Raw genomic sequence first — 26,861 nt, forward strand, 5'->3', positions numbered from 1 at the left:
GCATCAGCTGACTTGCCGTCAGCTCGGTGCGTCGGAGCGGCGGTCGCACCCGATGCCGCGCCCGGGGCTCCGCCGCCGAGCCCGGTCGCCCCGCTCGCACCCCCGTTCGTGGCCGTGCTCCCCCTCGCGTCCGCGCTCGCGTTCGCAGTCGCGCTCGCGTTCCCGCTGGAGGACGGCGCGCAGCCGGCCGTGGGCGCGGCGCCGGGTGACGGCCAGCGTGCTGCGGTGCAGCCCGAGCAGTTCGGCCGCCTCGTCGACGCTGTAGCCGTCGAGGTCGACCAGCACCACCACGCGGGCCTGCTTGTCGGTCAGGAAACCCAGCAGCCGCAGCACCTCCCAGCGCGCCTGCAACTCGACCATCCCGCCGGTCGGGGGGTCGAACGCCCCCCGGTCCCGCGCGGCGGCGTCGGCCACTTCCGGAATCTCCGACATCGGCACCCGGCGCCGCTCCCTGCGCCACTGGTCGCGCAGGATGTTCACCATCGTGGTGAACGCGTAGGCGTACGGCTGCGGATGGCCGAGGAAGCGCTCCGGCCGACGGGCGATCCGGAGGTACGCGTCATGGACGACGTCCCCGGCGGCGAGCGGACTGCCGGCCAGTGAGGCCGCCGCCTGCTGAAGCCTGGGCAGCAGATCCGTGAACACCCGGTTGAATTCGGCCTCCTGGTCGCCGTTCCCGCTCGGACCGAAGTCCTTTCCCCGTCCGCCGCCCGCACTCCGACCACTGCAATCCGCCATGCCGCTCTCCCCGGAAATCGGCACCCCGAACGCCCGGTCTGGCCTGGCCGCAAGGGATGTGACCTGACCGGACGAGTTGTGACACAGGTCACATCATAGTTCGTCGTCTCACCGTGCGCAGTCAATCGTACGCAACACGTCACCAGCGGTACGGGAGGCCGGACTTCACCTTCGCGCGGACGCCCCGGCGGCCCGGACGCGCCGCTCGACGAGAACCCTCGGCAAGGAGAACCACCATGCGAGGTTGCATCGCCAGGAAGATCACCACGTTCGGACTGGCCGCCGCGGCCGCCCTCGGCGTGCTCGGGGCCACCGCCCTGCCGGCCGCCGCGGCGACGGTCCGGCACCGGACCGTCACGCCCGGGTCCATCGAACCCTCGAACACCATCACGGCCGACGCCTACCGCTGCGTCATCACCGGCAACTACGGCTGGCGCTGGGAGGGATACTGCAACGTCTACTCCGGCCGCCTGCGCACCGTCACCTACTGTGCCGACGGCTCGCACACCACCGGCCTGTGGATCGGCGCACGACCGGAGGCCTGGGCGGTCTGGGGCAAGTGCCCCGGGTCCAGCTGGACGAAGATCGTCTTCCAGTGGCACAGCTGAGCCATCGATCCCTCGGCCGAAGCCCGACCGGACCCAGCCGGACCGGACCGGCCCCCGACCGAAGCCCGGCCGAAGCCTCGGGCAGGCCGGACCGGCGGGTGACGGGCGGCTGGTGACGGGCGAACGGCCGACAGATAACAGATGACAGATTTCGAAATCTGTCATCTGTTATCTGTCATCTGAAACCTGTCGGCTGAACTCCGTCCGCCACCTCCGCCTGCCGACTCAGCCCACCGACGAGACCTCCGCAAGCAGCCGGGCGGCGTGCACCCGGCCCGCGTGCTCGACCAGCTTGATCAGCACCTCCTTGCCCGAGGCCCGCCGACGCGCGTCGCACAGGAGCACGGGAGTGCCGGCGTCCAGGTCCAGCGCGCGGGCGACCTCCTCCGGGCCGAAGTCCCTCGTTCCGGCGAACCGGTTCACCGCGACCACGAACGGAATGCCCCGGTGCTCGAAGAAGTCGACGGCCGGAAAGCAGTCGGTCAGCCGGCGGGTGTCCGCGAGCACCACCGCACCGAGCGCCCCCTGGGCCAGCTCGTCCCAGAGGAACCAGAACCGGTCCTGCCCCGGGGTGCCGAACAGGTAGACCGCCAGGCCGTCTCGGATGGTGATCCGGCCGAAGTCCATCGCCACCGTGGTGGTGGACTTGCGCTCCACGCCGTCCAGGTCGTCCACCCCGCGCCCGGCCTCGGTCAGCCGCTCCTCGGTGCGCAGCGGGCGGATCTCGCTGACCGCGCCCACCAGCGTCGTCTTGCCGACTCCGAAGCCGCCCGCCACCAGGATCTTGAGCGCGAGCACGGTGCCGTCGGGGTCCTCGGGCCCCGCGAGGTCGAACGGATCCGGCCGGCGGCGCGGATCGGACGGACCGGACGGGCCGAACCGGTCGGTCGGATCGAACCGCTCGGACGAGTCGGACGAGTCGGACGGGTGGTCAGAGTGCACGGAGTCCACGGATGACCTCCTGGAGGATGCGCTCGTCGGGGAGCAGGGCGGGCGGAACGGGACGGCGGACCCGGATGAGCCCGGCCGTCAGCAGGTCACCGAGCAGCACCCGCACGACGCCCACCGGAAGGTCGAGGTCGGCGGCCAGCTCGGCCACGGACAACGGAGTGGCCCGGCACAGCGCGAGGATCCGCGCCTGCTCCGGGCCGACCGGCGGCTCGGGCGCTGCCGGACCGAACGCCGGACCGAACGCCGGGTCGGGCGGCTCGGTGATCACCAGAGCGATCAGGTCGAACTGCTGCTCCCCGGTGCCGGTACGCCCCCGGGTCATCGCGTACGGACGGACCAGCGGCCCGGCCTCCTCGTCGTACCAGCGGGCCCGGTGGGCCGCGGCCAGCGGGTTGCGGGGGTGACCGTCGGGTTCGGCCCTCGGATGCTCCGGATGTCGCCCCCGGTGCGGGTGGGGCACCGGACTCACCGGCCGCCCACCGCCCGCGGCGGGGCGCTCAGGTGCTCCCCGACCCGGCGGACCAGTCTGGCCATCTCGTAGGCGACCAGACCGAGGTCGGCCCGGGCGGTGGCGAACACGGCGAGGCAGGTGCCCTCCCCGGCCGCCGCGACCAGCAGGTAGCCGCCCTCCAACTCGACCATGGTCTGGCGGACTTCGCCCGCACCGAAGTGCCGACCGGCGCCCTTGGCGAGGCTGTGGAAGCCGGAGGCGATGGCGGCCAGGTGCTCGCCGTCCTCGCGCGCCAGGCCCGCCGAGGTGCCCATGGCCAGGCCGTCGGCGGAGAGCATGACGGCGAAGCGGAGTTCGGGGGCGCGCTGGACCAGCTCGTCGAGGAGCCAGTTCAGCTCCCCCGCGCGGTGGGTGGTGGCGATCACGGACGGTCTCCTTCGGGTCGGGACGAGGGTCGGGGGTGGCGCGACCGCGGCGACTGCGGAGGGTCGGCGGGCTGCCCGTCCCGCCGACCCTCCGGGGACAGGCCGCGCGCCCACCCGTTCTGGAAGGCCGCCATCGCCGCCCGGGCCGCCTCGGGACTGCGGCCCGCGGGCCCGCAGCCGTCGCGGTAGCCGTCACCGGAGCCGGACTCGGCGGCGACATCGGAGGCGGAGGGCGCGGCGGAGGCGGCGGCCGTGCGACGGCCGTACGGGGCCGGGCGGGTCGGAGCCTCGCGCAGCTGCGGCGCGAGGCTCGCCTGGCGGGTCCGGCGCGGCAACTCCTCGGGGCCCTGGTCGACCCGGTGACCGCCCGAGGGCGGTCCGGATTCCGGCTCAGGGCACGGTCCCGTACGGCTCGGCTCCGCACCGTACGGATGCGGCGGCCCGGCCTGCGGACGGGTTTCCGCACCCGCACCCTCGTCCGCACCCTCGTCCGCAGCCGGACCGGCCACCCGGGGCCCTGAGGCCCGGAAGGGGGTGCGGCGCAACGGTCCGGGGTCGGCGCCCCGGACGCCGAACGCCAGCAGCGCCCCGCCCTCCGACGGCGGCCCACCCGCTGCCGGAAGCCCGTCGTTCCCCCCGCCCCGCGGGGGCTCCCGGTGCCACGGGCCGCCGACCGGGACACCCGTCGGATCGCCGGTCGGATCGCCGCTCCGGTCGTCCCCCGCACCGCCCGTCGGGTCGTCCACCCGGCCGGGCTCCGGCGCGAACTCCCGTTCCGGAGCGCCCTGCTGAGCCCACCCGCCGACCACCGGATCCACCGGCCCCGCCCCGACCGCCGATCCCGACCCGAGCGCCCTGCCGCCCGAAGTCGCCACTGGCCCCACCGGTTCGAAGCCGTACCGCTCGTCCTCCGTCCCCACCTCCGCCGTCTCCTCGGCCAGCAGCGTGGTGGGCAGCAGGACGACGGCGGTGGTGCCTCCGTACGCGGAGGTCACCAGGGAGACCTTGACGTCCTGCCGCCGGGCGAGCCGGCTGACCACGAACAGGCCGAGCCGGTCGCTGTCGAAGAGGTCGCTCTGCTCGGCGGCGGCGATCCGGCGGTTGGCCGAGGCCAGGACCTCAGGGCCCATGCCGAGGCCACGGTCCTCGATCTCCAACGCGAAGCCGTTGCCGACCCGCTCACCCCGGATGTGCACCCGGGTGTGCGGCGGGGAGAAGCCGGTGGCGTTCTCGACCAGTTCGGCCACCAGGTGGGTGAGGTCCGCGACGGCGTGGCCGGCCACGGCGGCGCGCGGCAGCGGATGCACCTCGACCCGGGCGTACTCCTCGACCTCCGAGACGGCCGCGCGCACCACGTCCACCAGCGGGACGGGCCGGCGCCAGCCCCGGCCGGGGGCGGCCCCGGAGAGGATGATCAGGCCCTCGGCGTGGCGGCGCATCCGGGTGGTGAGGTGGTCGAGGCGGAACAGGTCCGCCAGCTCGGACGGGTCCTCGGTGCGGCGTTCCATCGCGTCCAGCAGGGTGAGCTGGCGGTGCACCAGGACCTGGCTGCGGCGCGCGAGGTTGACGAACACCCCGGAGACCCCGGAGAGCACCTCGGCCCGTTCGACCGCCGCCGTGACGGCCGCCCGCTGGACAGTGCCGAGCGCCCGGTGCACCTGGCCGATCTCGTCGCCCCGCTCCACCGGCCGGGGCACCTCGACCTCGATGTCCACCTCCTCCCCCGCGCGCAACTTCCGCATGGTCGCCGGGAGTTTGCGCCCGGCCAGCTCAAGTGCCGAGTTCCGCAGGCCGATCAGCTCGGTGACCAGACCGCGCCCGATCTGCACCGAGATCACCAGCGAGGCGATCACCCCGGCCAGCCCCAGCAGCACGGCCATCCCGGACGGGGTGAACAGGCCCAGGGGGTAAGGGTCCTGGCGCTCGGCGGCGATTCGTCCAGCCTGGTCCTCGACGGCCCTCAGGGCACCGGCCACGTTGCCCGCGACCATCGCCCAGCGGTCCGCCGGCACCGCCGCGACGGCGGCCCGGCCGTCGGCGGCCGCCCGGACCCTGTCCTCGTACCCGGCCAGCTCGCGGTGGTCCTGGCCACCGGTGACGGCGAGCAGCGCCTCCCGCTCGGCGGGGCGCAGGTCGGCGGCGGAGCCCAGCTCGAACGCGCGCCGGGCGAAGGCCGCGCCGGAGAACTCCCGCAGCTGGTCGTCACCGAGCGCACCGGACAGCTGGGCGGAGCGCAGCAGCGCGTCCTCACGGGCGAGCAGTTCCCTGGACCGGGCCGGCTCCAGCAGCACCCGCGCGTCGGCGGCCATCTGCCGCTCCTGGAACGGTGCCACGGCGCCGGCGGCGGCGAGCGCCCGGTCCACCGCCTCGCCGTACGCGGCGTACGCCTCGGGCCAGCCGACGCTCCTGTCCAGGACCCGGCTCCGCAGCACGGGCAGGGCGGCGAGCGAGCTGCCGAGGGCGTCCAGCCGGGTGGCCGCGTCACCGCCCAGGCCCTGGGCGTCCGCACGGTTGTAACCCTGGCCGGGGTGGCGGGCGTCCGGGAACAGCGGGGTGAACGCCCGGTCGGTGGCCGTCGCCGCCTCGCGCAGGGCGCTCTCCCGGGCGGCGGTGGGGGCGGCCGCCGGGGCGGCCAGCAGCTGACCGGCGGCGGTGCGTTCGGCTTGCAGCCCGGCGACCGTCTCCGCGACCGGCGTGAGCACCGTGCGCTGGGCGTCGCGCTGGCGCAGCAGGTCCCAGACGCCCTGGGCGGTGGTGACGGTGGCGAACCCCCACAGGGCGATGACGGAGACGACCGGGACCATCAGCAGGGCGATGATCCGGGCGCGGACGGTCCGGGGGCGCAGCCCGCGCAGCCACGGTCCTGGGCGCGGCGGACGGGCAGGCGGCCCGGCATGGGCACCCCGGCGGGCACCGGGGGCGGTGCCGCGGTCTTCTCGCATGAGCTGAGGAGCCTTTCGAGCGGGAGGGCGTCGACGGGAACGCGGGGGAGGAACACGGGGACGGGAACGCGGGGACGGGAACGCGGTTGCGGGCGCGGGAGCGTGCGCCGGGAGGCGGTGCTCAAGCCGCGCGGTCGCGCCGCCCGGTGTCGTGGCGCCCGACACCGCGGTGCCCGGCCTCGCGCTGCCCGGCCTCGGCCTCGGTCGGGGTGCGCTCGGGGCGGGCCGGATCGGCGCCCGGGGCCTCGGCGGAGAACTCCTCGACGACCGGCTCGCCCGCCTCCCGGTAGCCGGCCCGCTCCTGGGCGGTCGGCGAGAGCGCCACGAAGGCCGAGGCGAGGAAGAGGAACGAGCCGAGGCCGACGGCGAGCGGGAAGACGAACTCCATCGGGCTGGCCCCGTCGAGCCCCGCCCTGGTCGGGTCCAGCCGGACGTGCACGGCGGCCATGCCGGTGTAGTGCATGCAGCTGACGGCGAGGCCCATGGCCATCGCGGCGGCCGCGGCCGCGTACACGTTGCGGATGGTGACGGCGGCCCAGAGCGCGGCGGTGGCGGCACCGACCGCGACCAGCACGGACAGCGCGACCGTCCCTGCGTCGTAGTGCAGGCCCCCGTGCATCCGTACGGCGGCCATCCCCAGGTAGTGCATCGCGGCCACGCCGAGGCCGGTGGTGACTCCGCCGGACAGCAGGGAGAGGCCGCGGTGCCGGCCGTGGCAGACCACGGTCAGGCCGAGTCCGGTGACCAGGACGGCGACCGCGAGGCTGAGGACGGTCAGCGGGACGGTGTAGCGCAGCTCGGTGCCGTCGACGGTGAAGCCGAACATGGCCACGAAGTGCATGGTCCAGATGCCGGAGCCGATCGCGGCGGCGGCCGTGATCAGCCAGTTCCGCCGGGCCGGGCCGCTCGCGGCCATGGCGCGCAGCGTGCAGCGCAGCCCGAGGGCGGCTCCGGCGCAGGCCATCAGGTACGAGAGGACGGGGGTCAGCCAGCCCAGGCTGAGATGGTTGAGGGTGCCCATGGGACCTCCGGTCGACCGGTCGGGCCCGGGGCGGTACGCGATGCGCCCGGGCTCCCCTCACCGGGCGGACTGCATACGAAGGGCATATGCCAACCGCATGTGCGCTTCCGGCCTGGGGTGCGTGGGACGCTACCGAGGGGCCGGAATCAGCCAAAGAAAGATCTGAAAAGCTGCCCGCAGAGCGAGGGCGTTGTGTTCGAATGTCCCGGTCCTGTGCCCAGTGGGCGATGGACGGCGGCGCACCGGCGAACAAATGACAGCCGACAGATAACAGCGCACAGATAACAGCGCACAGATAACAGAATCTGAAATCTGTCATCCGTCCGCTGAACTCTGTCCGCTCTCAGCAGTCCGCCGTCAGCCGTCAGCCGTCAGCCGCCGACTGTCAGCCGCCCGCCGTCACCCGGATCCGCATCGGGCTCGCCGCCCGCAGCGTGATCCCCTGGGCGAGCGCCACCCGCTGGTCGACCGCCTCGATCTCGAAGTCCCGCAGCAGCACCCCCAGCGCCAGCACCGCCTCCAGCATCGAGAAGTGCTGCCCGATGCAGGCCCGCGGCCCGCCGCCGAACGGGAACCAGGCGTAGCGGTGCCTGGCCTTCTCCGCCTCCGGCAGGAAGCGGTCGGGGTCGAAGCGCTCCGGGTCCGCCCAGTGGTCCGGGTGCCGGTGGGTGACCAGCGGCGCGACCACGACCTGCGCCCCCGCCGGGATCACGTACCCGCCGATGACGGTCTCCGCGACCGCCCGCCGCCCGCCCAGCGCCGCCGCCGGGTAGAGCCGCATCGCCTCCTTCAGCACCCGGGTGATGTACGGCAGCGCGTCCAGGTCCGCCGCCGTGGGCACCCGCCCGGCCAGGACGGTCCGCGCCTCCTCCCTGGCGAGCCTCCGCTGCTCGGGGTGCTTGGCCAGCAGGTGCAGCGCGAAGGCCAGCGCGGTGGCCGTGGTCTCGTGTCCCGCGAGCAGGAACACCAGGACCTGGTCGCGGAGTTCGTCCGGGTCCAGCCGGTCGCCGTGCTCGTCGCGGGCCCGCCCGAGCAGGGTCAGCAGGTCGTCCGCGGCCTCGTCGCCACCGTCACGTGCGGCCCGTTCGGCGATGATCCGGTCGCAGACCTCGTACAGCGCCCGCCGAGCCTCCGCACCGCGCCGGTTGGACGGGGTCGGCCAGGTGCGCGGGAGCCGTATCGGCGCGTAGCCACGCTCCTTCACGTACTCGCCGAGCACCGGGAAGCTTCGGTGCACCACCGCCACCGCCTCCTCCACGTCGGTGCCGAAGAGGACGCGCGCGACCGTCCGCAGCGCGAACCTGGACGTCTCCTCCGCCGCGTCCACCACCCCGCCGGGCACCGCCCGCCAGCGCTCGGCGAGCGACTGCGCCTCCCGGGCGATCGCGTCCGCGTAGCCGTCCACCCTGCGCCGGGTGAACAGCGGCTGGACCAGCCGGCGCTGGCGCTGGTATTCCGCGTCCTGGCTGGTCAGCAGGCCGTTGCCGACGTTGGTCCGCAGCTCGTCGTAGAAGGCGTCCTCCTTGCGGAAGTTGGCCGCCTCGCCGGCCAGCACCTGGTGGACACCCTCCGGCGAGAACACCCCGTAGAAGTCGGCCCGCAGCCCGGGCAGCCCGGCCTGGAAGTGCACCACGTCGCCGTGGTCGCGGCGGGCCGCGAGGTAGCTGCGCAGCGGGCGGCGGGTGAGGTCGAACAGCGATCCGAGCAGCGGGATCCCGGCCGGGACGGGTATGGCGGAGGTGGGTGCGGGCACCGGGACGCCCGCGGGAACGGGAACGGGGACTGCTTCGGTGGCCATCGGCACTCCTTGCGCGGGGATGTGCCCGTCGACGCCGCCGACGGGCAGTCGGCACCGGACGGAGCCGAGCCCGGACCCGCCCGGCCGAACCGACCCGCCCGGCCGGCTCCGGCCCCGCCTCACTCGTATTCGGTGCCCCCCTTGCGGGTCGGGTAAGCGTCGCCGACCACCTCGGCGATCGCACGCCCCCCGAGCGCGGGGCTCCAGCGCTCGGCGAGCGGCCGCACCACCACGCCTTCGCGCAGGCGCGGTTCACGTCCGGAGAAGGCCTCCTCGCTCCGGGCGAACCCCGGGACGATCCTCGAACCGAACCGAACCGAACCGAACGGCACGCGCCGCCCGGGCGGCCCGCCGCCATCGCCCCACGGGCCCGCCCCGCCACGTCCACCAAGGCCGCCACGACCACCAGGCCCGCTTGAGCTGCCTGAGCCGTCCCGCGGCGGCACGGAGGCCGGCGTCGGTCCCCGCCCATGCGAACCGACAGGGGATGTATCGCTCGTATTTGCGGCACTATGATCGCCGTCATGGCCGCACCTGCGACCAGTCCCTCGCGCCTCATCCGGCGCGTACCCGGGAGGGGAAGCCCCGATGAGCACCCGTACGACCACCACCCGCAGGCTCACCGTCGCCGTCGCGGCGGTCCTCGCTCTCGGCCTCGGGGTCACCGCCTGCGGCAGCGACGGCGGCAAGTCCTCCGGTGCCACGGCCTCCTCGGACGGCTCCGCCGCCTCCTCCGCGGCCGGCAGCGGCGGCGTCCCCAAGGCCTCGGGGACGGTCACCGTCTTCGCCGCCGCCTCCCTCAAGGAGACCTTCACCGACCTCGGCAAGAAGTTCGAGGCCGCCAACCCGGGCTCCAAGGTCACCTTCAACTTCGGCGGCAGCTCCGGCCTCGCCACCAGCATCAACTCCGGTGCCCCGGCGGACGTTTTCGCCGCCGCCAGCCCCGCCACCATGAAGACCGTGACGGACGCGGGCGGCGCCGCCGGGCAGCCGACGACCTTCGTCAGGAACGCGCTCACCATCGCCGTCCCCAAGGGCAACCCCAAGCACATCTCCGGCCTCAAGGACCTCACCGCCTCCGGCGTCAAGGTCGCCCTGTGCGCGAAGGAGGTGCCGTGCGGCGCCGCCGCCCAGACCGCGCTCAAGGCCGCCGGCGTCGACCTCACCCCGGTCACCCTGGAGCAGGACGTCAAGGGCGCGCTCACCAAGGTCGAACTGGGCGAGGTCGACGCCTCACTGGTGTACCGGACCGACGTGCGGGCCGATGCTGCGAAGATCGACGGTGTGGACTTCCCCGAGGCCGACAAGGCCGTGAACGACTACCCGATCGCCGCGCTCGCCAAGGCACCCAACAAGGACGGCGCCGCCGCCTTCGTCGCGTACGTCCAGTCGCCCGAAGCCAAGCAGGTGCTGACCGCGGCGGGCTTCCAGGCGCCGTGAGCGACCGCAGCACCGGCCCCGGAGAGAACCGCCCCGGCCGGGACCTCAGGACCGGCGCCGCCGAGGGCGGCGGGACAGGACCCGCGAAGTCCCTGCCGCGCCACCGCCCGGGCATCCGCCCGCGCGGCCGCCGCCCGCACCGCGTCCCGGTCACGCTGCTGCTCCCGGCGCTGCTCGGACTGGCGTTCCTGGTCCTGCCCCTGGTCGGTCTGCTGATCCGGGCACCCTGGAGCAGCCTGTCCGAGCAACTCACCAGCACCGCCGTCTGGGACGCGCTGCGTCTGTCGCTGATCAGCGCGACCGCGGCGACCGCGGTCGCGCTGGTCCTCGGCGTCCCGCTGGCCTGGCTGCTCGCCCGCACCGAGCTGCCCGGCCGGCGGGTGATCCGGGCGCTGGTCACCCTGCCGCTGGTGCTGCCACCGGTGGTCGGCGGTGTGGCGCTTCTGCTGGTGCTCGGGCGGCGCGGCATCGTCGGCTCCTGGCTGGACTCGGCCTTCGGCATCACGCTGCCGTTCACCACCACCGGGGTCGTGATCGCCGAGGCGTTCGTGGCGATGCCCTTCCTGGTGATCAGCGTCGAGGGGGCGCTGCGGGCCGCCGATCCCCGCTACGAGGAGGCCGCCGCGACCCTGGGCGCCTCCCGGCTGACCGCGTTCCGGCGGGTCACCCTGCCGCTGATCGCCCCGGGGATCGCCGCCGGAGCCGTCCTGGCCTGGGCCAGGGCGCTCGGCGAGTTCGGCGCGACGATCACCTTCGCGGGCAACTTCCCCGGCCGCACCCAGACCATGCCGCTGGCCGTCTACCTGGCCATGGAGTCCGACCCGCAGGCGGCGATCGCGCTGTCACTGGTGCTGCTGGTGGTCTCCGTCGCCGTCCTGGCCGGCCTGCGCGACCGCTGGCTGTCGACGCCGTGACCGCGCCCGCACCCGCCGCCTCGGCCTCCACCTCTGAGACCGCCGCTGACACCGCCGCTGACACCGCCTCGGACACACCCCCGGACACCTGGACGCCGCCCCGATGAGCACCGAACGCCTCCCCGGCCCCGCCCTGGACGCCCGCCTGCGGGTCGAACGCGCCGCGTTCGCCCTGGACCTCGCCCTCACCGCCGCCCCCGGCGAGGTGGTCGCACTGCTCGGCCCCAACGGCGCCGGCAAGTCCACTGCCCTGCGCGCCCTCGCCGGACTGCTCCAGCTCACCGGCGGCCACCTGCGCCTGGACGGCCGCCTCCTGGAGGACCCGGCACGGCGCGTGCACACCCCCGCCGAGGAGCGGCCGGTCGGCGTGGTGTTCCAGGACTACCTGCTGTTCCCGCACCTCAGCGCGCTCGACAACGTCGCCTTCGGCCCGCGCTGCCAGGGCCGTCCCAAGCGCGAGGCACGGGCCGAGGCGGCCGGCTGGCTGGAGCTGATGGGCCTGGCCGACCACGCGACGGTCCGTCCCGGCCGGCTCTCCGGCGGTCAGGCCCAGCGGGTGGCACTCGCCCGCGCCCTCGCCGTACGCCCCCGGCTGCTCCTGCTGGACGAGCCGCTGGCCGCCCTGGACGCCCGCACCCGGCTCGACGTACGGGCCCAACTTCGGCGCCACCTCGCCGAGTTCGAGGCGGTGGCGGTGCTGGTGACGCACGACCCGCTGGACGCGATGGTGCTGGCCGACCGGCTGGTGGTGATCGAGGACGGGCAGGAGGTGCAGTCCGGCAGCCCGGCGGAGGTCGCCCGGCGCCCGCGCACCGACTACATCGCCCGGCTGGTCGGGCTGAACCTCTACCAGGGGCGGGCCGACGGCAGCCGGGTCACGCTCCCGGACGGCACGATCCTCGCCACCACCGAGGAACTGGACGGTCCGGCCTTCGTCGCCTTCCCGCCCTCCGCTGTGACGCTGTACCGGGAGCGCCCGCTGACCAGCGCGCGCAACCTGTGGCAGGCCGAGGTCACCGGGCTGGACCTGCACGGCGACCAGGTCCGCGCCGAACTCGCCGGCGAGCTGCCGATGGCCGCCGACCTCACCCCGGCCGCCGTCGCGGAGCTGGAGCTGGCTCCGGGCGTCCCGGTCTGGGCCTCGGTCAAGGCCGCCCAGACCCACGCCTACCCGGCCTGACGGCCCCGCCCGTCCCTGACCCGGCCGGCCGTCCCCTGACCCGCCTGCCCCTTGACCCGGCCGTCCGCTGATCCGGCCGCCACTTGACCCGCCCGTCCCCTGACCTGGCCTCCCCACGACAAGGGCACCCCGGAAGGCCTCCCGGTGCCCGGCCGGGCGCCGGTCACTCCGCCGGCTCGACGAACCCCGACTCGTACGCCGCGATCACCGCCTGGGTGCGGTCCCGTGCGCCCAGCTTCGCCAACACGCTGCTGACGTGCGTCTTCACCGTCTGCACGCCGACGAACAGCTGCTCGGCGATCTCCCCGTTGCTGAGGCCGCGCGCGACCAGCCGCAGCACCTCCGCCTCGCGCTCGGTCAGTGCCGCCCGCTCCATCGCCGCCCGGGCACCCGGGTTGCCGTGCCCGGCGGCCAGCCGGCGGATCGCGGCCGGGAACAGCAGCGACTCACCCGCCGCCACCAGCCGTACCGCCTGCGCGATCTCGGCCGGACGGGTGCGCTTGAGCAGGAAGCCGTCGGCGCCCGCGCGCAGCGCCTGGTACACGTAGTCGTCGTTCTCGAAGGTGGTCACGACCAGGATCCGCGGCGGGCGCTCCCCCGGTGCGCCGGGGCGCAGCAGTTCGCGGGTGGCCGCCAGGCCGTCCAGCACCGGCATCCGGACGTCCATCAGCACCACCTGCGGACGCAGCGCGCGGGCCAGGGCGACCGCTTCCGCGCCGTCGGCCGCCTCGCCGACCACCCGCAGGTCCCCCTGCGCCTCCAGAACGGCTCGCAGACCGGCCCGGATCAGCTCCTCGTCGTCGGCGAGGAGGATGTCCGTCATCCCGGCGGTGGCTGCGGCCGGACCTTCCCTCACAAGATCGTTCGTCACGTGCCCAAGCGTAGGGGCAGCCGGACGGTCAGGACCCACTGCCCGCTCCCGTCCTCCGACTTCCCCGCCGTCGCCTCCCCACCGAGCAGGGTGGCGCGCTCGCGGATGCCGCGCAATCCCTTGCCGCCCTTGCGCGTTGCGCCTCTGCCCGCCCCACCGACGGAGGCCCGCGCCGTCCCGTCCGCCGAACGTCCCACGCCGGGCAGCCGGTTGGCGCAGCTCAGCTCCAACAGACCGTCGCGGACGGCGATCCGGATGTCGACCGGTTCGCCGGGGGCGTACTTGAGCGCGTTGGTGACGCCCTCCTGGACGATCCGGTACGACTCCCGGGAGAGCACCCCCGGCAGTGTGCCGGGCGGCACCTCGACCCGCGCGTCCACCGGACTGCCGGCCGCCCGGGCGGTGTCGAACAGTGCGGGCAGCTGGTCGATCCCGGGCTGCTCGGTGGCCACCCCGTTCGCCCCGGCCGGGGTCTCGCGCAGCAGGACGAGGGTGCGTTCGAGGTCGTCCATGGCCCGCCGGCCGGTCTCCTCGATGACTTCGAGCGCCTTGGCGACGAAGGCCGGATCCCCGACCTCCCGCGCGGCTCCCGCTTGGAGGACCGTCACCGTCAGGGCGTGGCCGATCGAGTCGTGCAGCTCGCGGGCCAGCCGGTTGCGCTCCAGCAGGCGTTCGGCCCGCAGCTCCGCCTCGGCCAGCCGCTCGGCCGGGGACGGCCCCAGCAGCCTTACGGCCATGGCGAGTTGGAGGCGGCCCGCGTACACCAGGAACCAGCCGGAGCCGAGCGCCATCAGCGGGGAGAGCGGGAGGTACCAGAGCGCCCGCGGACCGGTCAGCCCCTGGTAGCCGGCGGTGAGCGCGAAGACCAGCGCGAAGCCGACCGCCGAACCGAGCGCGACCCGGCCGATCACCCAGCCGGCCGTGCGCCTCCGGTCGGCCCAGGTGCGGGAGGGCTCGGTGGCGATGTCCTCCTCACGGTCGGGCACCAGCAGCAGACGGGCCTGCACGCCTTCGGCTCGCCGTGCCGCCGGGATGAGCGCGGCGAGTGCGAGCAGCACGGTGTCCAGCGCGATGCTCTTCATCAGGATCTCGCCGAGGCCCTTGTCCCCCGTCCCCGGATAGACCATCAGCACGATGCCCGCGAAGATCCATCCGACCAGCAGGTGCAGCAGTCGTGCGTAGGTGGCGCCGGCCGTCAACGGCGCGACGATCCCGGGAGCCCTGCTTCCCGGCGCGGCGGTTCCGGACACCGCGCTCTTCAGCGCTGCGATCGTGGGCATCGGGCCATCCTGCCAGGCCGCCCCCGTCTTCCGGCTCCCGCGCCGGTCCGCCCACGGCCTCCCTCCCAGGAGGGAGAGGGCTCCCCGCGCCGGCGGGATCCGCCGCACCGGCCCGCTCCGGTCGAATGGAGCCACCGCCGGGGCCCACCACAGCCGGCACCGGCGGAGACCAACGACGACGGGAACGAAGGGAGCGGGCCGTGATCGAGATCCGGGGCCTGACCAAGGAGTACGACGGCCGGCGCGTCGTCGACGACCTGACGTTCGGGGTCCGGCCCGGCGTGGTGACCGGCTTCCTCGGCCCGAACGGCGCCGGCAAGAGCACCACCATGCGCCTTGCCCTCGGCCTCGACCGGCCGACCGCCGGACACGCCCTGATCGGTGGCCGACCGTACGTCGAACTCCCCGATCCGCTGCGGACGGTCGGAGCACTGCTGGACGCCCAGGCCCTGCACGGCGGCCGGACCGCGCACGGCCACCTGCGCTGGCTCGCCGCGAGCAACGGGCTGCCGGCCCGCCGGGTCGACGAAGTGCTCGGCCAGGTCGGTCTGGCCGACGCCGCCGGGCGGCGGGTCCGGGGCTTCTCCCTCGGCATGCGCCAGCGCCTGGGAGTCGCCGCCGCACTGCTCGGCGACCCGCCGGTGCTGCTGCTCGACGAACCGGTGAACGGTCTGGACCCGGAAGGCATCCGCTGGATCCGCACCCTGCTGCGCGACCTGGCCGCGGAGGGCAGGGCGGTGCTGGTCTCCTCTCACCTGATGACCGAAATGGCCCTCACCGCCGACCACTTGGTGGTGATCGGGCGCGGAAGGCTGCTCGCCGACGCCGCCACCTCCGAGTTCATCGACCGTCACGGCCGCACCAGGATCAGGGTCCGCGCCGTCGCCCCGGCCAAGCTCGCCGCCCTGCTCGGCGACACCGGCCACGGCCTCGACGCCACCGAAGTCGGCGACGGCGCCTGGGAGGTGAGCGGCGCCGAACCCGAGCGGATCGCCGCGCTCGCCACCGCCAACGGCGTGGTGCTGTACGAGATCGCCGTGCAACAGGACTCCCTGGAGGAGGCGTTCATGCGGATGACCGCCGACAGCGTCGAGTACCGGGCGGAGGCCGCCCCGTGAACGCGCCGCCCACTGCCGCGCCGCTCTCCCCGAGCCCGGCCCGCAACGCCCTGCGCGCCGAGGGGATCAAGCTCACCACGCTCCGCTCGCTCTGGATCACCCCGCTGCTCGCCCTGGCGCTCACCGCCGGCGCCACCACCGCCATCGGTGCCTCCCTCGGCGGCAAGGACCACAGCATCACCGACGACCCCGGTGCCGGGATCTTCTACGGACTCAACTTCGGCCAGGCGGCGCTGATCTGCTTCGGCATCCTGCTGATCGGCCAGGAGCTCAACACCCGCATGCTGGACATTTCGCTCACCGCCGTCCCGCGACGCGGCCGGCTCTACGGCGCCAAGCTGACGCTCGGCGCGCTGGTCGGGCTGGCGGTCGGCACCGTCGGCACGGCGGGCGCCTTCGCCGGGTACGCCGCCACCGTCCCCGCCGACTGGGACGGGCCCGCCTTCGTCCGCGCGGCCGTCGCCGGAGTGCTCTACCAGACGCTGCTGGTGGTGTTCTGCCTCGGGACAACCGCCCTGCTGGGCAACCTCACCGCCGCCATGGGCCTGCTGGTCCCGTCCCTCTTCCTGCTCTCCCCGCTGCTCGGCGGCCTGCCCGGGGTGCACCGGGTGGTCCAGTTCCTGCCCGACCGGGCCGGACAGTACGCGCTGCGGTACACGGACGACCCGCAGGTGGCCTACGGCCACTGGACCGGGCTGCTGATCATGGCGCTCTGGACCACCCTGGCGGTCTTGGGCGGCCTGCGCGCCCTGCGACGTACCAAGTGACCACGGGTGAAAGGAAGTCGAGGACGGACATGAGCACGATGGCCGACGCCCTGCGCGCCGAACGGGTCAAGTTCACCACCCTGCCGTCACAGTGGGCGGCCCCGCTGGTCGCCCTGGCGCTGACCGTCGGCATCACGGCGGCCGTCAGCGTCGCCTACGGGGCGAAGGACCACACCCCCGGCGAGGACCCGGCCGGCGGGATCTTCTACGGGCTGCTGTTCGGTCACGTCGCGGTGGCCTGCCTCGGCATCCTGCTGATGGGGCAGGAGTTCAACACCCGCATGATCGGCACCTCCCTCACCGCCGTGCCACGGCGCGGCCGGCTGTACGGTGCCAAGCTCGCGCTGGGCGCCGGGCTGGGGCTGCTGCTCGGGCTGGCCTCGACGGCGGGTTCGTTCCTGGCCGTCGGCACGACCGTGGGCCTGGACCTCTCCACTCCTGGCCTGGCCCGCGGCTTCCTGGCCGGTGTGCTGTACCACCCGATGATGGTGCTGCTCTGCCTCGGACTGACCGCGGTGCTGGGCAACTTCAGCGCCGCGCTCGGCCTGCTGACACCGATGGTGTTCCTGGGGACCACCTGGCTGGCCGCCATCCCGGGCGTCCGCGAACTCGGCCAGTTCCTGCCCGACCGGGCCGGCCTGTACGCGACACGGACCCAGACGGAAGCGGGCATCCACTACGGCCACTGGACCGGGCTGCTGATCATGGCGGCCTGGACCACCCTGGCGGTCCTGGGCGGCCTGCGGGCGATCCGGCGGTACGAGCACAGCTGACGGCCGACGGGGTGCGGCCGACGGGTGTCAGCGAACAGATGACAGATTTCGAAATCTGTCATCTGTTCGCTGTCATCTGTTCGCTGACATCTGTTCGCTGACATCTGTTCGCTGACATCTGTTCGCTGACATCTGTCCGCTGTTACCTGTTCGCTGTTACCTGTTCGCTGTCATCCGTTCTCCGTCACCCGTCCGCTGCCCCCTGCCAGCCGCCGTCCGTCACCCGTTGCCCGTCGGCCACCCGTCAGCCGGCCGTCACCGCAGCGCCGGGTGCTCCGCGATCACCGTGCAACTGCCGGGCGCGATCTCGGTGAAGCCCGCGTCCTGGACCACCGGCAGCCCGCTGCGGACGAGCTCCTCCCACGCCTCCGGGGCGGCCGTCCGGACCGCGAGCGCGAAGCCGGCCTCGGCCCACTCCTTGCGCTGCGCCTCGTCCAGCCGCCACCAGGCGAGCTGGGCGGCGTGCCCGGTCTGCGCCATCGTCTTGCCCGCGCTCATCTCCAGCTCCGGGTTGAGCCACAACACCGGCAGCCCCGGCTCGGGCGCGTCGACCTCGGCCGTCTCCTCCAGGTCCGTCCCGGACACCTGGAGCTTGGCGAGGTCCTTCGGCCAGCCGTCCAGCGGGATCGGCGGGAACACCCGCACCTCCGCCTCCCGTCCGCGCACCGTGACGCCCGGCAGCTCGCCCGCCCGGCGCCACTCCCCGCCCCTGGCCCGGCGGACCACCTTGCGGATCCGGGCGTCCTCCCAGGCCGCGACCCGCTCCGTCCACTCGCCGTCCGCCTCGGTCACCCTCGGGTCGGCCAGCAGGGTGAGCACCGCGCGGGCCGAAGTCTCCAGCGCGTCCGTCCGGCCCGGCGGAGTGGCCCGCTCCAGCCGGACGACCAGCGGCAGCACGTACTGCGGCAGGGCGTCGCGACCCTCGGGCTCCGAGGCGTCGCCGGGGTCGGCCACAGCGGCGGGGGTCACGGAAGCGGAGGTCGGCGTAGCGGAGGTCGGGGCAGCGGAAGGAGAAGTCACCCGTCCAGCATGCCAGCCCCGTCCCGGCCGACTCGGCCCGCCCCGTTCACCTCGGAGGGCACACCGGCGTTCCGCCCGAGGCCCCGCCCCGGCGTTCACCGCGGCAGCTGCCGGGCCGCCCGCCGCCCGGCCCGGACGACAACCGCGAAGCCGGGCCGGTGCGGCTGCCGCAGCCGGTCAACGGCCGCCGCAACGGGTCAGCGCCGGTAGCCGCGCTGCGGGTCCCGTTCCTCCGCGTCCTCGTACATCAGGAACCAGCCCTCCGGGTGGGTCGCCGCCAGCAGCACCTCCGTACGCTGCTCCGCCGCCAGCTCCGGATCCCCGTCGTCCGGCCCGTAGACCCCGAACAGCTCGTCGTGGCAGCCGTCCCAGTCGTAGTCGTAGAGGTCGGCCGGGAGGTCGCCCATCATGTCCGCCACCGACTCGGGCTGCGCACCGAGCAGTGCCCGGGCGTCCACCAGGGCCATCCGCAGCGCGATCTCCTCGGCCAGGCAGCGCGGCAGCGGCCACTCGCCGAGCGCGAGGTCGTCGGCGAGGTCGTCGAAGGCCCTGGCCATCGCGCGGCGCCAGTTCCGGTGCATCCGCCAGGTGCGCTCGGGCAGCCGGGCGAAGACCGTCCAGTCCGTGTCGTCGCCGTCGGCGACCGCCTCGTCCCCGTGCTCGTCGAAGTCGTCGTAGGCGGCGTCGGCCAGGCCGATCAGCTGGGTGTGGAGCAGGCAGGCGGTGCGCGGGGTGAGCGTCCAGTCCGCGCCCGCACCGCCTTCCTCCTCGTCGCCCTCCAGCGGGAACAGTTCGGCGAAGTCCGGTGAGAAGTCCTCGGTGACGCTGATCTCCAGCGTTCCGCCGACCGCCTCGACGCCGGGGATGGCGGCCAGCAGCCGGTCCGGATGCAGCAGCGCGCCGAGCGCCGCGTTCGCGTCCTCGGCGACCTCGCGCAGCAGTTCGCGGCGTTGGCCGGCCGTGTCGATGCCGTGGAAGTCCAGTTCCTCGACGACCCTGATCGCGGCCGCGCGCAGGGCCGGCCAGTCGGTGATCCGCAGGCCCAGCACCACCGTCGCCTCGATCTCCTGCGCACCGGATTCCTCCGCCGCGCCCGGCCCCTGTGGATGATCGCTTCGCTCGCCCATGGGGCTAACGGTACGGCTTTTCGGTCCCCCGATCACCGGTCCGGACCAGCTTCCGGAAGCCTTCTCGGCCACTGCCCGGCCCTGCCTCGGTCACTCGGACGCAGGAACTTGGCAGGATGGGCCCCATGGCTGACATCAACGAGTACGGCGGCGGGCAGGGCCCGAACGCCGACGTCCTGGTCGTGACCACCAACGACATCCCCGGTTTCCGGGTCGACCACGTGATCGGCGAGGTCTTCGGGCTGACCGTCCGCAGCCGCCACATCGGCAGCCAGATCGGTGCCGGTCTGAAGTCGCTGATCGGCGGCGAGCTGCGCGGTCTGACGAAGACCCTGGTCGAGAGCCGCAACGAGGCGATGCAGCGGCTGGTCGAGCAGGCCAAGGCGCGCGGTGGCAACGCTGTCCTGATGATGCGGTTCGACGTCACGGAGGCGGCCGACGTCGGCACCGAGGTCTGCGCCTACGGCACCGCCGCGGTGATCTCCCCGCTGACCTGACGCACCCCCGTTCACGGCCCCGGTCTCACGCGTCCCGTTCACGCCCACCGGCGGGGCACACCGACGGGTCGCACCGGCGGACATGCCGACCGGACACCGGCGGGAACAGCCGCCGAACCCCCGATGTTTCACGGGCGTGACTGTTTACGGTGCAACGAACAGCGTTCCCCAGCGCGTGGACGTCCTGGTGGTGGGCGCCGGACAGGCAGGTCTGTCCGCTGCCTATCACCTGCGCCGCCGCGGCTTCGCCCCTCACCGGGCGGGGGCCGACGGCGGCTTCGTCGTCCTCGACGCCGACGCCGCACCCGGCGGCGCCTGGGCGCACCGCTCACCGTCCCTGCGGATGGCCACCGTGCACGGCGTCCACGACCTCCCGGACGCCGAATTCCCGCCGCCGGCCCCCGAGGCCCCCGCGCGCGAGGTGGTTCCGAGGTACTTCGCGGCGTACGAGGCCCAGCACGCGCTCCCGGTCGTACGCCCGGTCACAGTGCGCGCCGTACGCGCCGAGAACGAGCGCCCGGACTCCCGGCTGCTGGTCGAGACCGACCGCGGCACCTGGTCCACCCGCGCGCTGATCAACGCCACCGGCACCTGGACCCGCCCTTTCCTCCCGCACTACCCGGGCCGCTTCGCCGGCCGGCAGCTGCACTACGCCGAGTACCGCGGCCCCGAGGAGTTCACGGGCAAGCGGGTGCTGGTGGTGGGCGGCGGCGCCTCGGCGATCCAGGTGCTCTCGGAGGTGGCGGCGGTCGGCGAGACGGTCTGGGTCACCCGCTCCGCACCCGTCTACCACGACGGCCCGTTCACCCCCGAGTACGGGCGTGCGGTGGTCGCGAAGGTCGAGGAGCGGGTCCGGCAGGGGCTGCCGGTGCGCAGCGTGGTGAGCGTGACCGGGCTCGGCCCTTCCGTCGCCTACCGGCGCGCCGAGGAGCTGGGCGCGCTGCACCGCCGGCCGATGTTCGACCGCCTGACCGAGCACGGGGTCGCCTGGGGCGAGGAGGAACTGGCGGTGGACGCGATCGTCTGGGCGACCGGCTTCCGGCCCGAGGTCGGGCACCTCGCCCCGCTCGGGCTGCGCTCCCCCGGCGGCGGCATCGCGCTCACCGGCACCCGGGCCACCGCCGACCCGCGCGTCCACCTGGTCGGCTACGGCCCGTCGGCCAGCACCGTCGGCGCCAACCGGGCCGGGCGCGCGGCCGTCAACGACCTGGTCAGGCTGCTCGGAGATCCTGTGCTCGGGAAGCCGGCGCCCGGGAAACCGGAACTCAGCGAGCCGACGCTCGGTGAGCAGGCCCCCGGTGAGCCGGAACTCGGTGAGCCGGCGATGGCGCCCGCCGCCGTCTGAGGCTCAGCGGTCGTAGTCGACGGTCACCCGGTCGGTGAGCGGGCGGGCCTGGCAGGTGAGGACGTAGCCGGCGGCCAGCTCCTTCTCCTCCAGCGCGAAGTTCCGGCGCATCTCCACCTCGCCCTCGGTGACCAGGGCGCGGCAGGTGCCGCAGACCCCGCCCTTGCAGGCGAACGGCAGATCGGGGCGGGAGCGCTGGGCTCCGTCCAGGATCGAGCGGTCGCGCGGGAGGCACAGGGTGCTGCCGCGGCCGTCGAGGACGACGGTGACCTCGCTCCGCGCGCCCGGCGCGCCGTCGGACGAGGTGTCCGTCCGGTCCCAGTCCTCGTCGCGCTCCGGGAGCGGCTCGTCCTCGGCGTGGAACAGCTCCTGGTGCACCCGCTCGCCGGGCACGCCCAGCTCGGTGAGCAGTTCCTTCGCCCCGACGACCATCCCGAACGGGCCGCACAGCCACCAGTGCCCGACGCTCCCGACGTCCACGAGTGCCGCCAGCAGCGCCCGCACCCGTTCGGGGTCGAGCCGGCCGCTGAGCAGTTCGGCGTCCCTGGTCTCCCGGGAGAGCACGTGGACCAGCTGGAAGCGGCCGAGGTAGCGGTCCTTCAGGTCGGCCAGCTCGTCCGCGAACATCACCGTGTCGCTGCGCCGGTTGCCGTAGAGCAGGGTGACGGTGGAGCTGCGGTCGGCGGCCAGCACGGAGGCGGCGATCGACAGCATCGGGGTGATGCCGGAGCCGGCCGCGAGCAGCACGTGGTCGGCCGGAACGCCGAGTTCGGGGGTGAACAGCCCGGACGGCGTCAGCACCTCCACCTCGTCGCCGGGCCGCGCCTCGCGCACCAGCCGGCGCGAGAACAGCCCGCCGGGCACCTCCCTGACGGCGATCCGCAGCGGTCCGCCGACCGGGGCGCAGATCGAGTAGGAGCGACGCTCGTCAGCGCCGTCCACCAGCTCGCGCAGGGTCAGGGTCTGCCCCGGGCGGAAGGCGTACTCCTCCGCCAGCCCGTCCGGCACCGCGAAGGTCACCGCGACGGCGTCCTCGCAGAGCCGCTCGACCCGGTCGATCCGCAGCCGGTGGAAGGCCGGGCGGCGGGCGGGGCGGATGCCGGGCGGCTGGGTGTCGGCGGCGGAAGCGGCGGGCATTCAGATCTCCTTGACGCGTTCGAAGGGCTCGCGGCAGGTCCGGCAGCGACAGAGCGCCTTGCAGGCGGTGGAACCGAAGCGGGACAGCTCCTCCGTGTCGGTGCCGCCGCAGTGCGGGCACGGTACGGGGGGCGCGACCGCGGTCGTGGCCGTGGCCGCCCTGCCGGGCGAAGTACCGGTCCCGGCTCCGGGCACCGCTCCGGGCACGGTTCCGGTGCGGGTCGGGCCGAGGAGGAGCGCGACCGGTCCGGTCACGGCGGCGGTCGCGCGCGGCGGGGCGATGCCCGCCGCGGCGAGCTTGCGGCGGCCCTCGGCGGTGATCAGGTCGGTGGACCACGGCGGGTCCAGCCGCAGCCGTACCCGGACGTCCGGGTATCCGGCCGCGCGCAGCCGGCGGTCCACGTCGGCGGCCATCTCGGCGACGGCGGGGCAGCCCGAGTAGGTCGGGGTCAGCCAGGCGGTCACCGTGCCGTGGGCGCCGTCCGCCTCCACCTCGGCCAGGACGCCCAGGTCGGCCAGCGTGAGCATGGGCAACTCCGGATCCGGGACGGCCGCGGCGACGGCCCAGGCCGACTCGCGGGTCATCCGGTCCACCGTGCCCGTTGCGCCCGCTGAGTCCATGGCGCGGTCGCCCGTCACCAGGTCGCTCCCGGGTGGGCGCGGGCCACCACCTGGAGCTCGGCGAGCAGCGGGCCGAGCGCCTCGGTGTGCACGCCGTCCCGGCCGGCCAGGCCGAGGACGGTGGCCAGCGGCGGCACGTCCGGCACCGTCAGCCCGGCCTCGGTGAGGACGGCCGTGAGCGAGCGCAGCACCGGTTCACGCACGGTCCCCGGGTCGACGCCCGCCCGCAGCTCCACCGGGTGCGCCGTGAACAGCTCCTCCAGCAGCGGCCAGACGGCGTCCAGCCCGGCCTGCATCCGCTCGGCGGAGTACGGCGTGCCGTCGCCGAGGCGCAGCGTCCAGGCGGTGGCGTACTCCCGGTGGTACGCCAGCTCCTTGACACCCCGGGCGGCGACCGCGGCCACGACCGGGTCGGGATGTGCGCTCAGCGCCTCGTACAGGGCGCCGCGCGCGGTGGCGAACAGCAGCAGCCGGGCGATCGAGCAGGCGAAGTCGCCGTTCGGCGTCTCGACCAGGCGGACGTTGCGGAAGTCCTGCTCCTCGCGCCAGTACGCCAGGTCGTCCTCGGTGCGGCCGGTGCCGTCCGCCTGGCCGGCCCGGGTGAGCAGCAGGCGGGCCTGGCCGAGCAGGTCGAGGCCCAGGTTGGCGAGCGCGACCTCCTCCTCCAGCTCGGGCGCGCGGGTGCACCACTCGATCAGCCGCTGGGCGAGGATCAGGGCGTCGTCGCCCAGCATCCGGCAGTAGGCGGCGAGGTCGGCGCCGTCCAGACCGGCGTGCAGGGCGGTGTCCACGCCGAGCAGCGGGTCGGCGAAGCCCGTCCCGTACGCCCAGCGGCCCTCGCCCTCGGGGCCGGGGGTCGCCCCGGCGAGGCTGAGGTAGACGTGGTCGTCCCGGTCGGCGCCGGTGCCTGCGGTGCTGGTGCCCGCGGTGCCGGTGGACGTGGCGCTGGTGGACGTGGTGTGGTCGTGCACGGTGGCTCCCCCGTCAGATGTGCGGGACATCCTCGGGGATGTCGTAGAACGTCGGGTGGCGGTAGACCTTGTCGCCGCTGGGTTCGAAGAACGGGTCACGCTCGTCCGGGGTGGAGGCGGTGATCGCGTCCGAGCGGACCACCCAGAGGCTGACGCCCTCGTTGCGACGGGTGTACAGGTCACGGGCGGCGAGCAGGGCCATCCGGTCGTCGGCGGCGTGCAGCGATCCGACGTGGACGTGGTTCAGTCCGCGCCGGGGGCGCACGAACACCTCGTAGAGCGGCCAGCCGGCCTTGGACTCGGTCACTTTCCGTTCTCCTGTTCGGTGGCGGGCCGGGTGGCGGGCCGGGGATCGTGCCGGGCGTCCTGCCGTGCTTCCTGTTCGGCGGTGCGCTTGGCCGCGTAGGCGACGGCCGCCTCGCGCACCCAGGCACCGTCCTCGTGGGCGGCGCGGCGGCGTTCGATCCGCTGGGCGTTGCAGGGGCCCTGGCCCTGGATGACCCTGGTCAGCTCGGACCAGTCCGGATCGCCGAAGTCCCAGCCGGCGCGCTCCTCGTTCCAGTGCAGCTCGGGGTCCGGGAGGGTGACGCCCAGGTGCTCGGCCTGCGGGACGGTCATGTCGACGAAGCGCTGCCGCAGCTCGTCGTTGGTGTGCCGCTTGATCCGCCAGGCCATCGAGCGCGCGGTGTTCGGCGAGGCCGCGTCCGAGGGGCCGAACATCATCAGCGACGGCCACCACCAGCGGTCCACCGCGTCCTGGACCATCCGGCGCTGGCCCTCGGTACCGCGCATCAGCGTCATCAGGAGCTCGTAGCCCTGGCGCTGGTGGAAGGACTCCTCCTTGCAGATCCGCACCATCGCCCGGGCGTACGGGCCGTAGCTGCAACGGCAGAGCGGGACCTGGTTGCAGATCGCGGCACCGTCCACCAGCCAGCCGATCACGCCGACGTCGGCGAAGGTGAGGGTCGGGTAGTTGAAGATCGAGGAGTACTTCTGGCGGCCGGAGATCAGCTTCTCGGTCAGTTCGGCGCGGTCCACGCCGAGGGTCTCGGCCGCGGCGTAGAGGTAGAGGCCGTGACCGGCCTCGTCCTGGGCCTTGGCGAGCAGGATCGCCTTGCGGCGCAGGGACGGGGCCCGGGTCAGCCAGTTGCCCTCGGGTTGCATGCCGATGATCTCGGAGTGGGCGTGCTGCGCGATCTGGCGGATCAGGGTGGCCCGGTAGGCGTCGGGCATCCAGTCCCTGGGCTCGATCCGCTGCTCGGCGGCGACGACCGCCTCGAACCGTTCCTCCGGCGTCTGCACGGGGAGCGCCTCGGCCACCTCTGCTGTCACCACGGTCCCCTCTCGTGTCCTGCCCGGCGGTCGCATGGGCGCCGACCAACCGACTGACCGTTCGGTCGGTACCATTCTGCGCGGCGGGGTGGAGGGATGGCAAGGTGCGAAACAGATAACAGCTGACAGATTTCAGAATCTGTCAGCTGTTATCTGTCGGCTGTCATCCGTTCGCTGTCATCTGTTCGCTGCCGCCGCCTGCGGTCGCCTGGCTGCTGCTGCCTGTCAGCTGCTGCCTGTCAGCTGTCGCCCGCCGGCTGATTCCCGTCAGCCGTCAGCGGCTCCCCGCCTGCTCCCCGTCGGCTCACCCCTCCGCGCGGTCGCGCAGTCGCGGCAACGGCACCGCGAGCAGTGCCGCCAGCAGGGCGATCCGGGGAGCGATCTGGTCGAGCCGGATGTACTCATGCCGGGCGTGGGCCCCGGCACCCACCGCACCGAAGCCGTCCAGGGTCGGGAGTCCGCGCGAGCCCGGCAGGTTGGTGTCCCCCGCCCCGCCCGCCGGGGCACCGTCCAGTTGCTGCCCGAGCACCGCGGCGAGTGAGCGCACGTGCCGCAGCAGCGGGTTGCCGGTCCGCTCGGGCCAGGCCGGACGGCTGGACAGCACCTCCGTACGGACCCTGGCGCCCGGACGCAGCGCGGTGAGCCGGGCGAGGTTGTCGAGCGTACGGCGCTGTGCCTCGACGGTGGCGAACCGCAGGCCCAGCTCGGCCTCGGCCCGACCGGCGATCACGTTGGCACGCGAACCACCGCTGATCCGACCGGCGTTGAGTTCGGTGCCGGGCTGTCCGGCGAGGTCGCGCACCAGCACCAGCTGATCCACCAGCTCGTCGACCGCGGACACCCCGTCCTGGGCGTCATTGCCCGCGTGCGCCTCGCGGCCGGTCACGGTGAGCCGCACCCGGGTGCTGCCGCGCCGCGCCGTTTTCAACCGGCCGTCGGGGTGCGGCGGTTCGAGCCCGAGCACCGCTGCCGCGCCCCGCAGCTGGCGCTCGACCAGGAGCCGCCCGTCCGGGCTGCCCACCTCCTCGTCGGAGACCACGACCAGGCGGACGGTCCGGTGCGGACGCTCGCCCAGGTCCGCGAGCAGCGCCAACGCGCCCTCCAGGATGGCCAGTCCGCCCTTCATGTCGACCACGCCGGGGCCGGTGAGCCGGCCGTCCTGCTCCGTCACCGGCCAGTCCGCGAGGGTGCCGACCGGCCAGACCGTGTCGTGATGCCCGACGATCAGCAGGTGCGGCAGGGACTCGTCCCGCCCTTCCCACTCCAGCACGAGGTGGTCCCCGGCCGGTCCGGGTTCGCGACGGGCGGTGGCGCCGGTGGCGCGGAAGCCGGCGGCCAACTCCTCGGCCAGGGCGTCGAGTCTGGGAGCGTCCCCGCTGGGCGACTCGATCCGCGCCAGGTCGGCACAACGGCGCCGGACCGCTCCGGCGAGGGTACGGGCGCGGGCACTGAGCGCCTGTGGCACACCGGGCAGCGCCGTGGTGACGGTGGCGGCCACCCCCGCGACGGTGGCCGCCGGGTCTGCCGCGGGCTT

The 26,861-nt window shown here is 74.2% G+C and carries 26 protein-coding genes and 1 pseudogene; 9 read left to right on the plus strand and 18 right to left on the minus strand.

The window, feature by feature from the left end:
• Positions 1 to 18: 18 nt before the first annotated feature.
• The gene (locus tag ACZ7C5_RS04680) at positions 19 to 738 is read right to left on the minus strand and encodes an RNA polymerase sigma factor (RefSeq protein ID WP_470321964.1); all 720 of its coding nucleotides are present in this window, start codon (positions 736 to 738) and stop codon (positions 19 to 21) included.
• Positions 739 to 974: 236 nt separating this feature from the next.
• Between ACZ7C5_RS04680 and ACZ7C5_RS04685 the strand changes: the two genes are divergently transcribed.
• Complete coding sequence (locus ACZ7C5_RS04685; protein WP_401084562.1) at positions 975 to 1,346, plus strand: hypothetical protein; 372 nt, start codon at positions 975 to 977, stop codon at positions 1,344 to 1,346.
• Between the two features lie 225 nt (positions 1,347 to 1,571).
• Here ACZ7C5_RS04685 and ACZ7C5_RS04690 read toward each other — a convergent pair whose 3' ends face one another.
• From ACZ7C5_RS04690 to ACZ7C5_RS04720, 7 genes and pseudogenes are all read right to left on the minus strand, one after another.
• Positions 1,572 to 2,144, minus strand: a complete 573-nt coding sequence (locus ACZ7C5_RS04690; protein ID WP_470322097.1) for a GTP-binding protein — start codon at positions 2,142 to 2,144, stop codon at positions 1,572 to 1,574.
• Between the two features lie 133 nt (positions 2,145 to 2,277).
• A complete protein-coding gene (locus tag ACZ7C5_RS04695) occupies positions 2,278 to 2,619 on the minus strand; it encodes a DUF742 domain-containing protein (protein WP_401085276.1) in 342 nt (113 codons plus the stop codon).
• 143 nt (positions 2,620 to 2,762) lie between these two features.
• Positions 2,763 to 3,173: a roadblock/LC7 domain-containing protein gene (locus tag ACZ7C5_RS04700; RefSeq protein WP_188300661.1), complete on the minus strand. Its 411-nt coding sequence runs from the start codon at positions 3,171 to 3,173 to the stop codon at positions 2,763 to 2,765.
• Complete coding sequence (locus tag ACZ7C5_RS04705; RefSeq protein WP_470321965.1) at positions 3,170 to 6,115, minus strand: sensor histidine kinase; 2,946 nt, start codon at positions 6,113 to 6,115, stop codon at positions 3,170 to 3,172. Before ACZ7C5_RS04705 ends, ACZ7C5_RS04700 begins: the two co-directional genes overlap by 4 nt.
• A gap of 121 nt (positions 6,116 to 6,236) precedes the next feature.
• Positions 6,237 to 7,136, minus strand: coding sequence for an MHYT domain-containing protein (locus ACZ7C5_RS04710; protein ID WP_470321966.1), 900 nt, complete (start codon positions 7,134 to 7,136; stop codon positions 6,237 to 6,239).
• Between the two features lie 385 nt (positions 7,137 to 7,521).
• A complete protein-coding gene (locus ACZ7C5_RS04715; RefSeq protein ID WP_401084570.1) occupies positions 7,522 to 8,934 on the minus strand; it encodes a cytochrome P450 in 1,413 nt (470 codons plus the stop codon).
• A 119-nt stretch (positions 8,935 to 9,053) separates the two neighbouring features.
• Positions 9,054 to 9,206: pseudogene (locus ACZ7C5_RS04720) on the minus strand (RNA ligase (ATP)); the annotation flags it as partial.
• 316 nt (positions 9,207 to 9,522) lie between these two features.
• Between ACZ7C5_RS04720 and modA the strand changes: the two are divergent.
• The 3 genes from modA to ACZ7C5_RS04735 all read left to right on the plus strand — a co-directional run bounded on the left by modA (position 9,523) and on the right by ACZ7C5_RS04735 (position 12,468).
• A complete protein-coding gene (gene modA / locus ACZ7C5_RS04725; protein WP_470321967.1) occupies positions 9,523 to 10,374 on the plus strand; it encodes a molybdate ABC transporter substrate-binding protein in 852 nt (283 codons plus the stop codon).
• A 92-nt stretch (positions 10,375 to 10,466) separates the two neighbouring features.
• Positions 10,467 to 11,288, plus strand: coding sequence for an ABC transporter permease (locus ACZ7C5_RS04730; protein WP_401085278.1), 822 nt, complete (start codon positions 10,467 to 10,469; stop codon positions 11,286 to 11,288).
• Between the two features lie 103 nt (positions 11,289 to 11,391).
• Positions 11,392 to 12,468: an ABC transporter ATP-binding protein gene (locus ACZ7C5_RS04735; protein WP_401084575.1), complete on the plus strand. Its 1,077-nt coding sequence runs from the start codon at positions 11,392 to 11,394 to the stop codon at positions 12,466 to 12,468.
• A gap of 163 nt (positions 12,469 to 12,631) precedes the next feature.
• Here ACZ7C5_RS04735 and ACZ7C5_RS04740 read toward each other — a convergent pair whose 3' ends face one another.
• A complete protein-coding gene (locus tag ACZ7C5_RS04740) occupies positions 12,632 to 13,291 on the minus strand; it encodes a response regulator transcription factor (protein WP_188300735.1) in 660 nt (219 codons plus the stop codon).
• Positions 13,292 to 13,335: 44 nt separating this feature from the next.
• Positions 13,336 to 14,619, minus strand: a complete 1,284-nt coding sequence (locus ACZ7C5_RS04745; RefSeq protein ID WP_470321968.1) for a sensor histidine kinase — start codon at positions 14,617 to 14,619, stop codon at positions 13,336 to 13,338.
• Positions 14,620 to 14,819: 200 nt separating this feature from the next.
• Here ACZ7C5_RS04745 and ACZ7C5_RS04750 point away from each other — a divergent pair, with 200 nt between their 5' ends.
• The 3 genes from ACZ7C5_RS04750 to ACZ7C5_RS04760 are packed head-to-tail and all read left to right on the plus strand — an operon-like array spanning position 14,820 to position 17,277.
• Complete coding sequence (locus ACZ7C5_RS04750; protein ID WP_470321969.1) at positions 14,820 to 15,737, plus strand: ATP-binding cassette domain-containing protein; 918 nt, start codon at positions 14,820 to 14,822, stop codon at positions 15,735 to 15,737.
• On the plus strand, positions 15,734 to 16,504 hold the full coding sequence (locus ACZ7C5_RS04755; protein WP_470321970.1) for an ABC transporter permease: 771 nt from the start codon (positions 15,734 to 15,736) through the stop codon (positions 16,502 to 16,504). The genes ACZ7C5_RS04750 and ACZ7C5_RS04755 overlap by 4 nt, the downstream gene beginning before the upstream one ends.
• A gap of 29 nt (positions 16,505 to 16,533) precedes the next feature.
• Positions 16,534 to 17,277, plus strand: a complete 744-nt coding sequence (locus tag ACZ7C5_RS04760) for a hypothetical protein (RefSeq protein WP_470321971.1) — start codon at positions 16,534 to 16,536, stop codon at positions 17,275 to 17,277.
• A 255-nt stretch (positions 17,278 to 17,532) separates the two neighbouring features.
• On the opposite strand, the gene ACZ7C5_RS04765 is transcribed toward ACZ7C5_RS04760, so the two are convergent.
• Together ACZ7C5_RS04765 and ACZ7C5_RS04770 are read right to left on the minus strand one after the other, a co-directional pair.
• Positions 17,533 to 18,246: a peptidyl-tRNA hydrolase gene (locus ACZ7C5_RS04765; protein WP_401084588.1), complete on the minus strand. Its 714-nt coding sequence runs from the start codon at positions 18,244 to 18,246 to the stop codon at positions 17,533 to 17,535.
• Between the two features lie 248 nt (positions 18,247 to 18,494).
• The gene (locus tag ACZ7C5_RS04770; protein ID WP_401084590.1) at positions 18,495 to 19,424 is read right to left on the minus strand and encodes a hypothetical protein; all 930 of its coding nucleotides are present in this window, start codon (positions 19,422 to 19,424) and stop codon (positions 18,495 to 18,497) included.
• A gap of 125 nt (positions 19,425 to 19,549) precedes the next feature.
• Here ACZ7C5_RS04770 and ACZ7C5_RS04775 point away from each other — a divergent pair, with 125 nt between their 5' ends.
• Positions 19,550 to 19,921: a YbjQ family protein gene (locus ACZ7C5_RS04775; RefSeq protein ID WP_188300673.1), complete on the plus strand. Its 372-nt coding sequence runs from the start codon at positions 19,550 to 19,552 to the stop codon at positions 19,919 to 19,921.
• Positions 19,922 to 20,096: 175 nt separating this feature from the next.
• The gene (locus ACZ7C5_RS04780) at positions 20,097 to 21,266 is read left to right on the plus strand and encodes an NAD(P)-binding domain-containing protein (RefSeq protein ID WP_401084593.1); all 1,170 of its coding nucleotides are present in this window, start codon (positions 20,097 to 20,099) and stop codon (positions 21,264 to 21,266) included.
• 3 nt (positions 21,267 to 21,269) lie between these two features.
• On the opposite strand, the gene paaE is transcribed toward ACZ7C5_RS04780, so the two are convergent.
• The 6 genes from paaE to ACZ7C5_RS04810 form a co-directional block, all read right to left on the minus strand.
• Entirely contained in the window at positions 21,270 to 22,403 is a 1,134-nt protein-coding gene (paaE, locus tag ACZ7C5_RS04785) for a 1,2-phenylacetyl-CoA epoxidase subunit PaaE (RefSeq protein ID WP_401084596.1), read from the minus strand.
• Complete coding sequence (gene paaD, locus ACZ7C5_RS04790; protein ID WP_470321972.1) at positions 22,404 to 22,988, minus strand: 1,2-phenylacetyl-CoA epoxidase subunit PaaD; 585 nt, start codon at positions 22,986 to 22,988, stop codon at positions 22,404 to 22,406.
• Positions 22,989 to 23,038: 50 nt separating this feature from the next.
• Complete coding sequence (gene paaC, locus ACZ7C5_RS04795) at positions 23,039 to 23,995, minus strand: 1,2-phenylacetyl-CoA epoxidase subunit PaaC (RefSeq protein ID WP_470321973.1); 957 nt, start codon at positions 23,993 to 23,995, stop codon at positions 23,039 to 23,041.
• Positions 23,996 to 24,008: 13 nt separating this feature from the next.
• Positions 24,009 to 24,302 carry a 1,2-phenylacetyl-CoA epoxidase subunit PaaB gene (gene paaB / locus ACZ7C5_RS04800; protein WP_030056311.1) on the minus strand — a complete coding sequence of 98 codons (294 nt, stop codon included), beginning with the start codon at positions 24,300 to 24,302 and terminating at the stop codon, positions 24,009 to 24,011.
• Positions 24,299 to 25,363: a 1,2-phenylacetyl-CoA epoxidase subunit PaaA gene (paaA, locus tag ACZ7C5_RS04805; protein ID WP_401084605.1), complete on the minus strand. Its 1,065-nt coding sequence runs from the start codon at positions 25,361 to 25,363 to the stop codon at positions 24,299 to 24,301. The genes paaB and paaA overlap by 4 nt, the downstream gene beginning before the upstream one ends.
• Positions 25,364 to 25,631: 268 nt before the next feature.
• Positions 25,632 to 26,825 carry a M20 family metallopeptidase gene (locus tag ACZ7C5_RS04810; RefSeq protein ID WP_470321974.1) on the minus strand — a complete coding sequence of 398 codons (1,194 nt, stop codon included), beginning with the start codon at positions 26,823 to 26,825 and terminating at the stop codon, positions 25,632 to 25,634.
• Positions 26,826 to 26,861 lie beyond the last annotated feature (36 nt).

The organism is Kitasatospora sp. NPDC036993, from assembly GCF_055607525.1.